The 14193-nt window shown below is 71.8% G+C and carries 14 protein-coding genes; 8 read left to right on the forward strand and 6 right to left on the reverse strand.

The genetic code is table 11. The features are described from left to right. The first annotated feature begins 44 nt into the window (after positions 1-44). The 4 genes from ACF073_RS22110 (at position 45) to ACF073_RS22125 (ending at position 4158) form a co-directional block, all read left to right on the forward strand. A complete protein-coding gene (locus ACF073_RS22110) occupies positions 45-296 on the forward strand; it encodes a DUF6458 family protein (RefSeq protein WP_392072433.1) in 252 nt (83 codons plus the stop codon). Between the two features lie 52 nt (positions 297-348). Further along, positions 349-690, forward strand: a complete 342-nt coding sequence (locus ACF073_RS22115; RefSeq protein WP_392072435.1) for a hypothetical protein — start codon at positions 349-351, stop codon at positions 688-690. Positions 691-899: 209 nt separating this feature from the next. Beyond that, entirely contained in the window at positions 900-1649 is a 750-nt protein-coding gene (locus tag ACF073_RS22120; protein WP_392072436.1) for a hypothetical protein, read from the forward strand. 91 nt (positions 1650-1740) lie between these two features. Continuing rightward, the gene (locus ACF073_RS22125) at positions 1741-4158 is read left to right on the forward strand and encodes a hypothetical protein (protein WP_392072438.1); all 2418 of its coding nucleotides are present in this window, start codon (positions 1741-1743) and stop codon (positions 4156-4158) included. A 45-nt stretch (positions 4159-4203) separates the two neighbouring features. Here ACF073_RS22125 and ACF073_RS22130 read toward each other — a convergent pair whose 3' ends face one another. Continuing rightward, positions 4204-6045, reverse strand: coding sequence for an NHL domain-containing thioredoxin family protein (locus tag ACF073_RS22130; protein ID WP_392072439.1), 1842 nt, complete (start codon positions 6043-6045; stop codon positions 4204-4206). A 43-nt stretch (positions 6046-6088) separates the two neighbouring features. After that, positions 6089-6943, reverse strand: coding sequence for a calcium-binding protein (locus tag ACF073_RS22135; RefSeq protein WP_392072440.1), 855 nt, complete (start codon positions 6941-6943; stop codon positions 6089-6091). Between the two features lie 316 nt (positions 6944-7259). Here ACF073_RS22135 and ACF073_RS22140 point away from each other — a divergent pair, with 316 nt between their 5' ends. After that, a complete protein-coding gene (locus tag ACF073_RS22140) occupies positions 7260-7754 on the forward strand; it encodes an LURP-one-related/scramblase family protein (RefSeq protein WP_392072442.1) in 495 nt (164 codons plus the stop codon). Positions 7755-7770: 16 nt separating this feature from the next. Here the strand turns inward: ACF073_RS22140 and ACF073_RS22145 are convergent, their stop codons facing one another. Then, positions 7771-8598, reverse strand: coding sequence for a carbon-nitrogen family hydrolase (locus ACF073_RS22145; RefSeq protein ID WP_392072444.1), 828 nt, complete (start codon positions 8596-8598; stop codon positions 7771-7773). 183 nt (positions 8599-8781) lie between these two features. Between ACF073_RS22145 and ACF073_RS22150 the strand changes: the two genes are divergently transcribed. Next, complete coding sequence (locus tag ACF073_RS22150; RefSeq protein WP_392072446.1) at positions 8782-9606, forward strand: maleylpyruvate isomerase family mycothiol-dependent enzyme; 825 nt, start codon at positions 8782-8784, stop codon at positions 9604-9606. A 101-nt stretch (positions 9607-9707) separates the two neighbouring features. Here the strand turns inward: ACF073_RS22150 and ACF073_RS22155 are convergent, their stop codons facing one another. Together ACF073_RS22155 and ACF073_RS22160 are read right to left on the reverse strand one after the other, a co-directional pair. Beyond that, a complete protein-coding gene (locus ACF073_RS22155) occupies positions 9708-11018 on the reverse strand; it encodes a nitrate/nitrite transporter (RefSeq protein ID WP_392072448.1) in 1311 nt (436 codons plus the stop codon). Next, the gene (locus tag ACF073_RS22160; protein ID WP_392072450.1) at positions 11015-11689 is read right to left on the reverse strand and encodes a GntR family transcriptional regulator; all 675 of its coding nucleotides are present in this window, start codon (positions 11687-11689) and stop codon (positions 11015-11017) included. Before ACF073_RS22160 ends, ACF073_RS22155 begins: the two co-directional genes overlap by 4 nt. A 190-nt stretch (positions 11690-11879) precedes the next feature. On the opposite strand from ACF073_RS22160, the gene ACF073_RS22165 reads away from it, so the two are divergent. Both ACF073_RS22165 and ACF073_RS22170 read left to right on the forward strand, forming a co-directional pair. Beyond that, a complete protein-coding gene (locus tag ACF073_RS22165) occupies positions 11880-12782 on the forward strand; it encodes a D-alanyl-D-alanine carboxypeptidase family protein (protein ID WP_392072452.1) in 903 nt (300 codons plus the stop codon). Between the two features lie 220 nt (positions 12783-13002). After that, positions 13003-13962, forward strand: coding sequence for a Bro-N domain-containing protein (locus ACF073_RS22170; protein WP_392072454.1), 960 nt, complete (start codon positions 13003-13005; stop codon positions 13960-13962). A gap of 93 nt (positions 13963-14055) precedes the next feature. On the opposite strand, the gene ACF073_RS22175 is transcribed toward ACF073_RS22170, so the two are convergent. Then, positions 14056-14193 (reverse strand): 2-oxo acid dehydrogenase subunit E2 (locus ACF073_RS22175; protein WP_392072487.1); only part of this gene is annotated, 138 nt, incomplete at its 5' end.

The raw sequence follows: 14193 nt of genomic DNA on the forward strand, positions 1-14193 counted from the left end.
CGTTCGGAACCGGATGTCCCGGAACCGAAGGGGAGGCGAGTCATATGGGTCTCGGCGGATGCATCATTCTCATCGCGGTGGGAGCCATCCTGACGTTCGCGACCGATTGGCACATGCAGGGCGTCAACGTCACGGTCGTGGGCCTGATCCTGATGGCCGTGGGCCTGATCGGGGTCGCCACGTTCACCGGAATAGCCCGCCGCCGCCGGGTGATGGTGCCGCCGACGACCCAGGTCGTCGAGGAGGAACGGCACCACCACCACGGCGAGGGCTACACGGACGGGTACGGCGTCTGACGGCAGCCGTTACCGATACAACCCGCCAACTAACTCAGTAATCTACTGAGTTATGGACTTCACCGTTATCAAGCACGCCGTTCAGGTGGACCACGGCATCAAGCACCTCTCGATGCGCTTCCTCAAGGAGCTGGCAGCGCCGGGCCGTGTCCGCTTGAGCGCCGAATTGTGTGCGGACATGTCGAAAGAGCTGGAGAAGCTAGGACTTATCACCGTACCCAGGCGATTGCCGACGTCGGAGACCGCGTCCGTGTACGTCATCGAGAAGGCCAGCCCCCTCGGACAGGCGGTCTCCATCGCCTCGACGCTGGCGGCCTTCGACAACGTCGGGCAGAACCCGCTGCCCATGCTCTTCGAGAACCACCCCGGCGCCCGTGAGTCGCTGACTCCCTGAGGCCGCCGGACCGTCGGCCGCCGTACGGAATAAGACATTCCATAAGATCGGCGGCACAAAACAGCGAATCCGGTGGTCTACCGGCGCACGCGCCCCCTACGCTCGGGAGGGCGTGAAGCCGGTGACGCCCGTGGCGCGTGCGACGCGCGAGCCCGCGTTTGCACTGCGGAAGCTCCATCACCTCACTTGTGAAGCAATGGAGTTCGACCATGGACGCCCGCGCCAATCCGCCGTCTTCTGGTATGTCCGACCCCGCCGCCGGCGGCGACGAGGATCATCCGGCCGCGACCGAATTCGCACCCGCACATGGAACGGTCTATGCCGTCGTCCCGTCCGGTGACGCCGCGCTGACCGCCTTCGGATGGCTGCGGCTGCCCGTGGCCGACCTTCCGCGGGCAGCGGCCCGCTGGACCGCCTTCCGCGCGGAGCTGCATGAGGATCCGGCGCTCAACATCCGGCCCGACGACGATCTCCGCGCCAGGAAGCTGGCCGCGGGGCAGGGCAGACCGCTGGGCGGCGCCTATCTGAAGCGCGGCCCGAACCGCACCGAGAAGTGGAACTACCGCAGGGTCCTGCGGCGCGGCATCGACGTGATCGCCGCCCTGCCCGGCACCACGGTCGGCACCGCGGGCGGCCACGGCCTGTCCACGGCGGTCGCCACGGAGGCCCTGCTCAAGCGGCTGGCCGCAGAGCGCGCGGCGGACGTCTGCGCCGCCTTCGCGCTGATCCGCACCGGCAACGGCAGCCACTCCTGGTACCGGCTCCCGACCGGTGCCGAAGCGCCGCGACGCGTCGAGGGCCCGCCGAACATCACGGCTGATGCCGAACGCCTGGTCGAGCCCGCGGAGTTCGTCGCCTACTGCGCCTACCGCCACTGGGCGCGGCTGCACGAGCGCCGTCTCCTGCCGGCCTGGTTCCCCGAGCTGCTGCCGGGCGCCGAAGGCCCCCACACGCTCTGACCCCTGTCACCGGCGGCCGGGCCGCACGCCCGGCCGCCGTCCGCACGGCCCACGCAATCGCCGTCCCCAACCGCGCTCCGGAGGTCACCCCATGCCCCGCAACGCCCCCCGCTCCCTCAACGTCCGCTGGGGCTCCGACCCGGTCCTGGTGTCCAACATCGACCCCGAGCTGCCCGCCACCGCGTCCGACGCCGACATCGCCAAGGTGGTCGCGGCCGGGCGGGCCAACCCCGTCACGGTGCTGCCCGAACCGGTATGGGCGGCCCTCGCCGCCGCCACCACCGGCCCGGACGCCCTCGCCGTACAGCTCCGCTCCACCGCGGAGGAGCCCGGCGGACTGCTGATGGAGGAGAACGTCGAGGGCGCGACCCTGCACTCGGCCGTCACCCGTGTCCATCTGAGCGAACTGCTGCCCGGCATCCAGCCCCGCACCGGGATGGAGGTCATGGAGATCCCCGACCCCCAGGTCCAGGGCCTCACCGAGGACGACAGACCGTGCGCGGTCATCCGGTACCGGTACCGCGACGTGGAGCACCTGCGCCACCACGTCTGGCAGACCGTCCACGGCACGCTGTCCCTCAACAGCTACGCCTCGTCCATCCTGGCGCGCAAGGTCACCCGCAACCTGATCACGCACCCGGTCGAGATCGCCTTCGAGGACGGCACCGAGCCCTTCCACATGCTCGTCGTGCGCGACGGCATCACCCGGCTCGCCAGCGCCTGGGCCGTGCTCGCCGGACCCGACGCCGACGCCGCGGAGGCCGCCACCCTGGCCGTGGACTCCCTGCTCGGCAAGTCGGCCGCGCCGCCCGCCGGGTCCGGCGGCGGCCCGCTGGGGCGGCGGCTGGCCGCGGGCCGCGGCCGCTGGCGCCGCGCGCTGCGGGACGAGTTCGCCCAGGAGATGGCCCTGCCCGAACCCGGACTGCGCGCCGCCCAGATCGCGCAGACCGCCGTCCTGCCCGCGCAGATCGCCGTGGGCGCCGAGGGGCACCCCGGGCATCTGCTCGCCGCCGAGGACATCTTCGACGACGCGATCCGCTCCGTACTCGCCTCGGTGCACGTGGAGTTCAAGCAGTGGGACGCGGCGGCCCAGAACGTCGAGGTCGCCACCCGCGCGCTCAAGCGGGTCATCCAGCTCGGCGACTCCCTCGTCCCCAAGGACGACCTCCAGATCGTCCACGGGCTCGCGGTCGGCCGGATCACCGCGGAGGAACTGCCCACGGTGGCCCCCGGCGAGACCGCACCGCCCGGGACGGCGCTGTGGCGCAGCGTGTACCTGGTCTACTGGCTGACCCGGCCCGAACTCCTCGACCGGCTGAAGGACCAGGCCAAGGCCATCAAGGGCGGCAAGCGCATGGGCCTGAAGGGGTTCGCCGAGCTGCTCGGACCGCTGATCGACCTGCCGTGGCGGGCCTACAAGAAACAGGCCACCACACAGGCCCGCAACGCCTGGAACAACGGGGGTGTCCTCACCGAGGACGTGCTCCAGGAGTGGGCCCCCCGCCCCACGGACGACTTCACCGCCCTGGTGGCGCCCGCGCTGGCCGGTGACACCGACGCCCGCTGCACCCTGGCCGTGGCCGGAGGCGTGGCCCTGATCGCCGACAAGCTGCTGACCCGGAACGTCGGTTCGGCCCTGATGGCCGCGAAGGAGAAGGGCGGCGTCCCGTTCCGCGCCGACGTCAATCAGGTCATCGAGGACCTGTCCCGGCCCGACAACGAACTGGGGCTGTGGACACTGGCCCAGGCCGCCGAACGGTTCCGCGGCGACGAGCTGCCCGAGAACGCCGTGACCATGCGGCATCTCACCCGGCGGGACAGCGCCCAGGACCCCGCCCGGACCCCGTACATCCACTTCCGCGCCGATCCCGACGCCGACGACAAGATCGCCCGCGACGCCGACGGGGTGCCGGAGAAGCTGTACCAGTGGGACGTGGTGTGGGCGTCCAACCCGGAGCGCGCGCGCAAGGCCCACCCCGTGAAGCCCGCCCCGCCCCTGTTCCCGGCCTCCTCGACGGGCACGGACCCCTCCGGGACGGCCACCGCCGACGGCTCCTCGGGCGGCGACCCGGCGGGCGACGGCTCGGGCACCGGCCCGGGCGACGGCTCGGGCACCGGCCCGGGCGACGGCTCGGGCGACGGCTCGGCGGGCGAGGGGAACGCCGCCGGTGCCCGGGCCGGGGCGGGCACCGGCCGGGCACCCGCCAGCCTCCAGGCCGTGGAGCAGCGCCGGATCCTGCGGGACAGCGTGGAGGCGGCCCGGGACGCCCTGGACCGGCTGCACCTCCTGGAGCCGGAGGTCGGCCGGCACACCCCGATCGTCCCGGCGGCCCACCTCGACGAACTCCACAAGCTGCTCATCGGCCTCCAGACGGACGTCGAGAACCTCCGCCGGCGCCTCGACCCGGACGACGATCAGGGCGCCGAGGCGGAGGCCGACGAGGAGGCGGTCCAGGACGGCACCCACGACGACGCCCACGACGGCCTCCGGCCGGCCGGACGGCACTGACCGACGCCCCGCCCGTACCGCTGGTTCCCGGCCGCCGGTTCCCGGCTAGTTCTCGGCCATCCCCGCGAGGACCAGCGGCAGGCGGTCGGCGGCGCCCTCCGTGAGGCGGAGCGGGACGCCCCAGTCCTGCTGGTGGACATGGCAGGCGGGGTACTCGTTGGCGGTGTCGTCGTCGCAGGAGGCCGCCATCGCCGAGACGTGCAGGACGCCCTCCGGGACGGCCGGGTTCAGCTCCAGCTCGCGGGAGAGGTCCGTGTCCGCGCCCCCGCCCCCCAGCAGCAGCTCGGGCGGGGTCGAGGAGACCAGGAGGCGGGTCGAGGGGCCGTAGCGGGTGTCGAGCTTCTGGCCCGCGGGGGCCTGGAAGACCACGTCCAGGCGGAGGCGGCCGGGGGCGACCTCGGTCGCCGCGCGCCGGGTGCGGTGGGCGACCGACTCCACCCGGACCGCCTCCTCCGGCAGGCGCAGCCGGGTCAGCCGGTGCCGGGCCGACTCCACGACCACGATGTCCTCGCCGACGAGCACGGCGTCGCTGGGCTCGCGCAGATCGGTGGCGAGCGTGGTGACCTGGCCGGTGGCGGGGTCGTAGCGGCGCAGGGCGTGGTTGTAGGTGTCGGCGACGGCGACCGAGCCGTCCGGCAGCGCGGTGACGCCCAGCGGGTGCTGGAGCAGGGCCTGCTCGGCGTCGCCGTCCCGGTGGCCGAAGTCGAAGAGGCCGGTGCCGACGGCAGTGTGCACCCGGCCGTCCGGGTCCACCCAGCGCAGCGCGCTCGTCTCGGAGTCGGCGAGCCAGAGCCGGTCGGCGGTGGCCGCGAGGCCGGAGGGCTGGGCGAACCAGGCCTCGGCGCCCGGCCCGTCCACCAGGCCCTCGTTGGTGGTGCCGGCCGCCACGGCGACGGTCCGGGCCGCCGGGTCGTACGTCCACAGCTGGTGGACGCCCGCCATCGCGATCCACACCTTGCCGCCGAAGACCGCCACGTCCCAGGGGGAGGACAGATCCGTCCCGCGGGCCGGGCCGGAGGTCGCCGAGCCCTGCCACCACTGCTTGCCGGTGCCGGCCAGGGTGGTCACCTCGCCGGTGGCGAGGTCCAGGCGGCGCAGGGCGTGGTTGACCGTGTCGGCGACCACGACCGCGCCGTCGTCGAGGAGCGCGAGGCCCTGCGGCTCGTTGAAGGACGCCTCCTCCCGGCCGCCGTCGGCGAACCCGCGCACGCCCGAGCCGAGCCGCCGTACGACGGTCTCGGCGTCCTCGGCCAGCTCCACCAGCTGGTGCCGGGTGGTGTCGCTGACCAGGAAGTTCCCCGACGGCAGGAGCAGCGCCTTGCCGGGGAAGCGAAGGCTCGTCGGCTCCGGCTCCGGCGGCACGTAGGGGCCGTCACCGCGGCGCAGGGTGCCCTTCGCCTCGTGCTCGGCCGCCAGCTCCGCCACCAGCCGCTCGATGGCGTGCGCGTGCCCCTCCCCCGCGTGCTGCGCGACGACGTACCCCTCGGGGTCGATCACCACGAGCGTCGGCCAGGCCCGCACCGCGTACTGCTTCCAGGTGGCCAGCTCCGGGTCGTCCAGCACCGGGTGCGCCACGCCGTACCGCTCCACGGCGTCCACCACGGCCTGGTGCTCGGCCTCGTGCACGAACTTCGGCGAGTGCACCCCGACCACCACCACCGTGTCCCGGTGCTTCTCCTCCAGCTCCCGCAGCTCGTCCAGGACGTGCAGGCAGTTGATGCAGCAGAACGTCCAGAAATCCAGGATCAGCGTGCGGCCCCGGAAGTCGGCCAGCCTCAGGTCCTTCCCACCGGTGTTGAGCCAGCCCCCCTTGCCGATCAGCTCGGGGGCGCGGACACGGGCACGTCGGCGGGGCGCGGGGGCGGGCACCGGGGCGGCATCGTTCATGGTTCAAGGGTGCCATCCGGGCGGGAGCGGCGGGTCACCCGTGTCAGTCCTGGCGGACCACGTTGCGGCCGGGGCCGCCGGAGAGCTTGTCGCGGCCGGGGCCGCCGTACAGCTTGTCGTCGCCGCTGTTGCCGTACAGGGTGTCGTTGCCGCTGTTGCCGTACAGGACGTCGTCGCCCTTGCCGCCGCCCAGGTTGTCGTCGCCGGCGCCGCCGGTGAGGGTGTCCTTGCCGTCGTCGCCGGACAGGTACTGGCCGCCGGCGCCGCCGCGCAAAGTGTCGTCGCCCTTGCCGCCCTGCACGATGTTGTCGCCGCCGCTCGCGTCGATCGTGTCGTTGCCGTCGCCGCCCCAGGCCAGGCCGAGCTTGCCCACCGAGAGGGTGTCGTTGCCCGCGTCGCCCGAGACGTAGGCGCCGTCGAGCCGGCCGGAGTCGCTCGCCCTGTCGTTGCCGGCGCCCAGGGAGATCTCGGCGTAGGAGTAGACCTGGTCGGTGGTGTTCTTGTACGCGACGGTGTCGTCGCGGTCGCCGAGGTCCATGATCAGGGCGGGGTACGGGTCCTGGCTCTCGACGCTGGTGACCGTGCAGGTGACCTTCGTGCGGTCGGCGGCGGCGGGGTAGGAGCAGCCGTGGCCCGCGGTGACCGGGACGACGTCGTCGATCACGTAGATGTAGGCGGAGCGGTCCGCGCTGAGCGAGGCGGTGACGGCGGCCTTGTTGGCCTGGCCGGCACCGGCCGTGTAGGTGAGCTGCCAGTCGTACTGGTTGACCTCGGCGGTGGCCGGCGAGGCGGCGGCGGAGGCGTCGGAGGCCAGGGCGGCGGGCACCGCGAGGGCGGCCGCGCCGAGGACCAGGGCGAGCGTGCGCGCGGACCGGCGGCGGGTGGGGCGGACGGACATGGTGGACCTCCGTGAGGAACGGGCGGCTGTCTTCGCCGACTTCCGCATCGTTCGACCCGGTCGCCGGCCCGTTGGTTGGCCAACTCCGCTGCCGGTTCCTGAAGTTCATTCTCCGCATACCTGGTGTCCGGGTGGATTCCGGTGCCCGGTCAGGTGACCCGCCGGGTCCGGGGTCCGCGCCGTCCGGCGGCGGAAGGACCCCCGTACCCCCGACGGTCGAACACCAGGACGACCTCGGGTGCGGCGTACGCCCTGGCGGCCGTCGGCAGAGGGCGATTCTGTGAGGATCCACCGGCTCCGGGGAAGCATGGGCTGTATGAGATTCCTCGTGCGCGACCGGATCCTCGGCATCGGTGACGACTGGTGGATCGAGGACGAGCAGGGCCGCAAGGTGTTCCTCGTCGACGGCAAGGCGATGCGCCTGCGGGACACCTTCGAGCTGAAGGACGCCCAGGGGCGGGTCCTGATCGACATCCACCAGAAGATGTTCGCCCTGCGCGACACCATGGTGATCGAACGGGACGGCGAGGCGCTGGCCAGGATCAAGCGCAAGCGGCTGTCGCTGCTGCGCAACCACTACCGGGTCGCCCTGGTGGACGGCACCGAACTGGACGTCAGCGGCAAGATCCTGGACCGCGAGTTCGCCGTCGAGTACGACGGCGAACTCCTCGCGGTGATCTCCCGGCGCTGGCTGAGCGTCCGCGACACCTACGGCGTGGACGTCGTACGGGAGGACGCCGATCCGGCGCTGCTGATCGCGGTGGCGGTGTGCGTGATCCACCTCGCCGAGAAGGAGGGGGAGGAGGACTGACCCCGGGCGGGCGCGGTCAGGCGGGGTGCCTGGGCGGTTCGAGGCCGAGCACCCGGTCCTTCAGTGCCGGGAACTGCTCACGGGTCGCGGCCACCTTCGCCGGGTCGATGTCCACCGTGAGGACCTCCTCGCCGGGACCGGCCTCCGCGAGGACCTCGCCCCACGGGTCCACCACGATCGAGTGGCCGGCCTGCGGAACTCCGGCGTGCGTCCCGCCCGTTCCACAGGCGAGCACGAACGCCTGGTTCTCCACCGCCCGCGCCCGGGCCAGCAGCGTCCAGTGCGCGCGTCGCCGTTCGGGCCAGCCCGCCGGGATCACCAGGGTCTCGGCGCCGGCGTCGACCAGGGCACGGAAGAGTTCGGGGAAACGGAGGTCGTAGCAGGTGGCCACGCCGAGCGTGGTCCCGGGCAGCCGGACCGTCACGGGTTCCCGGCCGGCGCTCATCAGCACCGCCTCGCCCTTGTCGAAGCCGAAGCGGTGGATCTTGCGGTAGGCCGCGGCCAGTTCGCCGGAGGGGGAGAAGACGAGCGAGGTGTTGTAGAGGGGGCCGTCGCCCGCGGTGGCCGAGCCGCCCTCGGCGGGCGCCCGCTCGGGGATGGACCCGGCGTGCAGCCACACGCCCGCGTCGCTCGCCGCCTTGGCCATCGCCTCGTACGTCGGCCCGTCGAGCGGCTCGGCCTCGCGGCCGAACTCCTCGTAGGCGAAGGCGCCGGTGGTCCACAGTTCGGGCAGTACGACCAGGTCGGCGCCGCTCTGCTCCCGCACCAGCGCGGCCACGCGCCGCCTCCGGGAGTCGACCGGTTCGTCCTCGTCCACCGCGATCTGGATCAGCGAGGCGCGCACACTACCACCGTCCTGGCATTCGAGTCGTCCACACAGGCCTACGATCGTCACACGAAAGCACTGCCGGGGTGCCTTTCAGCAGCGTAACTTAGCCACTCAAGACACCCGCCGAAGTGCAGCCGCCGCCCGCTGGCCATGCCGCCACAACCTGCCCGTGTACCGACCGCCGAGGGGTCCTGTTCCGTGAGTCTGCATCCCGCCCTCCAGCCCTACGCCGACGCCTGGACGCACTCCATCGAAGCGATATCCGAGATGGTGCAGCCGCTCGTCGAGGGCGAGTGGAACCGGCGGACCCCGTGCCCCGGCTGGTCGGTGCGGGACATCGTGTCCCATGTCATCGGCATGGACTGCGAGATCCTCGGCGACCCGCGCCCCATCCACGCCCTGCCGCGCGACCTGTTCCACGTCACCACCGAGCACCAGCGCTACATGGAGATGCAGGTCGACGTCCGCCGCCACCACACGGCACCGGAGATGACGGCCGAGCTGGAGTACACGGTCATCCGGCGCAACCGCCAGCTGCGCAACGAGTCCCGGGAGCCCGGCACCCTGATGCGCGGGCCACTGGGCACGGAGATCAGCCTGGAGCAGGCCTACCGCTCCCGGGCCTTCGACCTCTGGGTGCACGAGCAGGATCTGCGCACGGCCCTCGGCCGCCCCGGGAACCTGGACTCGCCGGGCGCGCACATCACCCGGGACGTCCTGCTGGAGGCGCTGCCGAAGGTCGTCGCGCACGACGCGGGGGCGCCGCGCAGCTCGGCGATCGTGTTCGACGTGCACGGCCCGGTGGAGTTCCTGCGCACCGTCCGCGTCGACATCCAGGGCCGCGGCACGGTGGAGACGGCCCCCGCCCTCGGCCCCGCCGCCACCCTCGGCCTCGACTGGGAGACCTACGTCCGCCTGGCCTGCGGCCGGGTCACGCCGGAGGCGGTCGCGGACCGGGTGAAGACCGAGGGCGACCAGGAGCTGGCGGCGGCGATCCTGCGCAACTTCACGGTGACGCCGTAGCGGCTCCCGGCCGAGGCGGGGCCGAGGGCGGCGAGGTGCCCCCCTCGCGCCGGCCCGGTGTCCCGGCCGGGCGGAACCCGGCGGGCGGGGAGAGCCGCGGCTCAGGCCGCGGGCACGTGCACCGTCTCCACCCGGCTCGCCACCAGCCGCTCCCGCTCCCGCCGCGCCGCCCGGCCCCGCAACCGCAGGATCTGGCTGACGCCGAGCGCCTGGAGGACGAACACCGCCGAGAACGCCACGGTGAAGTCGTCGCCGGTCGCGTCGAGCAGCACACCGATCGCGAACAGCGTGGTCATGGAGGCGATGAAGCCTCCCATGTTGGTGATGCCGGACGCCGTGCCCTGCCGCTCGGGCGGGTTGGCGGGCCGGGAGAAGTCGAAGCCGAGCATCGACGCCGGCCCGCACGCGCCGAGCACCGCGCACAGCGCCAGCAGGAGCCACATCGGCGCATGCTCCCCGGGGCAGGCGAGCGTCGCCGCCCACAGCAGCGCGGTCGCGCTCACCGTGCCCAGCGCCAGCGGCAGCCGCGCCGCGTGGTGCCGGGCGACGATCTGGCCGTAGACCAGGCCGACCACCATGTTGGACAGGACGACGAGGGTGAGCAGTTCACCGGCCGTGGCCCGGCTGAGGCCCTGCGCCTCGACCAGGAACGGCAGGCCCCACAGCAGCAGGAACACCATCGCCGGGAACTGGGTGGTGAAGTGCACCCACATGCCGAGGCGGGTGCCCGGCTCCCGCCAGGCGGCGGCGATCTGCCGGCGGACGTAGGCCGCGCCCTGGTGCGGGAACGGCTCCGGCTCCTGCCCCTCGGGGTGGTCCTTCAGGAAGAGCAGGGTCAGCACCAGGACGACCGCGCCCGCCGCCGCGCTGCCCGCGAACGCCGGGGTCCAGCCGATGCCGTGCAGCAGCCGGGACAGGACCAGGGTGGAGACCAGGTTGCCGGCCATGCCGACCAGTCCCGCGAGCTGGGCGACCAGCGGCCCGCGCCGGGCCGGGAACCAGCGGGTGCCGAGCCGCAGCACGCTGATGAAGGTCAGCGCGTCGCCGCAGCCCAGCAGCGCCCGGGAGGCGAGCGCGGTGCCGTACGAGGAGGAGAAGGCGAAGCCCAGCTGTCCGGCGGTGAAGAGGACCGCGCCGATGCTCAGCACCTTCTTGGTGCCGAGGCGGTCGACGAGCAGGCCGACGGGTATCTGCATGCCGGCATAGACCAGCAGCTGGAGTATGGAGAACGTGGAGAGGGCGGAGGCGTTGACGTGGAAGCGGTCGGCCGCGTCCAGGCCGGCCACCCCCAGCGACGTACGGAAGATGACGGCGACGAAGTAGACGGCCACGCCTATGGACCACACGGCGACGGCCCGCCGGCCGCCCGGCGGGTCACCCGGAAGAGTGGCGTTGCGCTCCGGGGCGCTCACCGGACCTCACCTCGCGCGAGGTGCGAGAACCAGCTCACATGCCGGTGGACGACCCCGACGGCCGCCTCCGCGTCTCCGGCGCGCAGCGCGTCCAGGATCTCCTCGTGCTCGGCGAGCGTCTTGGCGATCCGGTCGGGGTGGGAGTGCATGACGGCGACGCCCATCCGCAGCTGACGGTCGCGCAGCTGGTCGTAGAGCCGGGAGAGGATCTCGTTGCCCCCGCTGCGCACGATCTCGGCGTGGAAGCAGCGGTCGGTGACCGCGGCGCCGGCCAGATCACCGGCGGCGGCCTGCGCCTTCTGCCGCTCCAGCAGCTCGGCCAGCCGCTCCAGCAGGCCGGGCGGGGCGGGTACGGCCTTGCGGGCCGCGTGCTGCTCCACCAGCAGCCGGGTCTCCACCACGTCGGCGATCTCCTGCGCGGAGACCGGAAGGACCAGGGCGCCCTTCTTCGGGTAGAGCCGGATCAGGCCCTCGACCTCCAGCCGGAGCAGCGCCTCCCGGACGGGGGTGCGCGAGACGCCGACGGCCTCGGCCAGCTCGCCCTCGGTGAGCAGGGTGCCGCCCTCGTAACGGCGGTCGAGCACACCCTGCTTGACGTGGGTGTACACGCGGTCGGCGGCGGGCGGCGGTTTGAGGGGGTGGGGGGCGGACTGCTCGACGGCCGTATTCATGGCCACAGGATAGATACAACACGTACGCAACCGGCAGATCCGTCCATCATGCGGACGTGACGAAGGTCTCTCCCAGCGACCGCACAACCTTCTGTGCTACTTACGTGTCAGACACATGCGGCCTCTTTCCGTTTGCCACCTCAACTCGGCCGCACTTCAGGGGCATTCAAGACATTCGAGGTACATCACGTTGATTACCGGCATCACAGGCACCCGCCTCCGCAGAGCCGCCGCCGTGGCCGTCACATCCGGCGCGCTGCTCGCCACCGGTGCCCTCACCGCAGCGCCCGCCCAGGCCGTCGCCACGCCCTCGATCGTGGCCAAGGGCGGGTACCTCATGAACAACGCGAACAGCTCGACGTTGTTCAACAAGAAGATGGACACCCAGCTCGCCACCGGTTCCACCACCAAGATCATGACCGCCAAGGTCGTGCTCGCGCAGTCGAACCTCAACCTCGACAAGAAGGTGACGATCCAGAAGGCGTACAGCGACTACGTCGTCAAGAACAACGCCTCCCTGGCGCACCTGATCGTCGGCGACAAGGTGACGGTCCGCCAGCTGCTGTACGGGCTGATGCTGCCGTCCGGCTGCGACGCCGCCTACGCCCTCGCCGACACCTACGGCTCCGGCTCCACGCGCGACGCGCGCGTGAAGAACTTCATCGGCAAAATGAACACCGCCGCCAAGAACCTGGGCCTGAAGAACACCCACTTCGACTCGTTCGACGGCATCGGCAACGGCAAGAACTACTCGACGCCGCGCGACCTGACGAAGATCGCCAGCAGCGCGATGAAGAGCGCCACGTTCCGTACGGTCGTCAAGACCAAGACGTACACCGCGAAGACGACCACCAAGTCGGGCGGCACGCGCACGATGCCCGCGTGGAAGAACACCAATGGGCTGCTCAGCAGCTACAGCGGCACCATCGGCGTGAAGACCGGCTCCGGCCCCGAGGCCAAGTACTGCCTGGTCTTCGCCGCGACCCGGAACGGCAAGACCGTCATCGGCACCGTCCTCGCCTCCTCCTCCATCGCCCAGCGCGAGGCGGACGCGAAGAAGCTCCTCAGCTACGGCTTCGCCAAGCTCGGCTGACGCGCACCACCGGGAAGGGCCCGTCGCGCAACGCGGCGGGCCCTTTCCGCTGCCCGCCTCCGTCAGGGCACGCGGGGCGCCGGCCCCGAAGACCCGAAGTGCCGAACACGGCTGCACTGAGGGCCTTTTCGGGAAACTTCACTCGCAATCATGAACATCCCGGTTGCGAGTGGCATATGCGATTCGCCCGGCTCTACGTTCCGCGGAGGAGGTGGTTCACATGATCGAACCCAGCAAGCAGCCCGACTCGTCCGCGCGGCACGAGGCGATCGACGTCAGCGACTTCGTGTACGCGGCGACGGGGGCCCGCGTCCGCCGGCTGACCATGCCGGACGGGACGCACTGGTTCCCGGCGGTGGATGTTTGCACCGAACTCGGATACACGACGCCGCGGAAGGCTCTCATCGACCACGTTCCGGAGGCGCACCGAGACAATCTCGAGACAGTGACTGGAAGTCACGGTCTCAGCATTCCCGCAGGTAGGGAGTGGCGCCGAGACCTGAATCTCATCTCTCTGCAAGGTCTCATCCTGCTCGTCAACGCCTGCACCAAACCGGCCTGCGCCCCCTTCAAGCAGTGGGCCGCCGAGGTGATCGAGACGGTTCAGCGGGAGGGTTCGTACACCTTGCAGGAGGCCGAGGTGCAGCCCGGCGATCCCGGTGCCCCCATCGCCTACGCCATGCCGGAACAGGTCGCGGAAGCCATCGTCCGGCTGGAGGCGCACAACCTTCAGGTGGACGGGGAACTCGCGGCGGCACAGCGGGAGTCACTCGCCCTGCAGAAGGAGATCCTGGCCACGCAGAAGGCCGCGCTGGCCGCGCAGGAGACCATGGCGATCGCCATGCGGCGCATCGCCGACCACCTCGACGTCCTGGCCCTCGGACGTCCCGCGCCGCCGGCGGCCACCCTCGGGGTCCAGCCGACCACGGAGTCCGTCCTGGCCAGCTGGCGGCAGCGGCTGTCCGTGACCGAGGACGTATGGGCGGTGGCCGTGGTGATCGCGCCCGTCCTCGTCGAGAAGGGCGAGTTGCGTGAGCCGCTCGAATCCATCGCGGCGCGCACAGGTCTCTCGGTGAGGCGCGTCAACGAGTGTCTGCGGCTGCTGCGCAAGCACGCCTGCATCCGGTCCCGGGGCGGAACGGAGGACGGGGCGCCGGTCTATGTGCTGAACCCGGCCTGAGAGGGCCCCTGAGCAGAGAGGGCGGCCGCAAAACGATGTTGCGGCCGTCCTCTCCTGGTTCCGAGGGTAACCGATCGGAGCCCTCGGACACGCTCATCCCCAGGTGATGAGGCGCTTGGGCTGTTCCAGGATCGCGGCGACATCGGCGAGGACCTTGGAACCCAGCTCGCCGTCGACCAGCCGGTGATCGAAACTCAACGCCAGCGTGGTCACCTGACGCGGCTTCACCTT

Origin of the sequence: Streptomyces sp. NPDC015171, from assembly GCF_043079545.1 — a bacterium.
Taxonomy (GTDB): Bacteria; Actinomycetota; Actinomycetes; order Streptomycetales; family Streptomycetaceae; genus Streptomyces.

Coding starts and splice junctions, on each gene's coding strand:
- ACF073_RS22120 (WP_392072436.1), top strand. CDS start 900: ATGGACGCCCGCGCCAATCCGCCGTCTTCTGGTATGTCCGACCCCGCC.
- ACF073_RS22135 (WP_392072440.1), bottom strand. CDS start 6,943: ATGTCCGTCCGCCCCACCCGCCGCCGGTCCGCGCGCACGCTCGCCCTG.
- ACF073_RS22115 (WP_392072435.1), top strand. CDS start 349: ATGGACTTCACCGTTATCAAGCACGCCGTTCAGGTGGACCACGGCATC.
- ACF073_RS22125 (WP_392072438.1), top strand. CDS start 1,741: ATGCCCCGCAACGCCCCCCGCTCCCTCAACGTCCGCTGGGGCTCCGAC.
- ACF073_RS22160 (WP_392072450.1), bottom strand. CDS start 11,689: ATGAATACGGCCGTCGAGCAGTCCGCCCCCCACCCCCTCAAACCGCCG.
- ACF073_RS22110 (WP_392072433.1), top strand. CDS start 45: ATGGGTCTCGGCGGATGCATCATTCTCATCGCGGTGGGAGCCATCCTG.
- ACF073_RS22170 (WP_392072454.1), top strand. CDS start 13,003: ATGATCGAACCCAGCAAGCAGCCCGACTCGTCCGCGCGGCACGAGGCG.
- ACF073_RS22130 (WP_392072439.1), bottom strand. CDS start 6,045: ATGAACGATGCCGCCCCGGTGCCCGCCCCCGCGCCCCGCCGACGTGCC.
- ACF073_RS22140 (WP_392072442.1), top strand. CDS start 7,260: ATGAGATTCCTCGTGCGCGACCGGATCCTCGGCATCGGTGACGACTGG.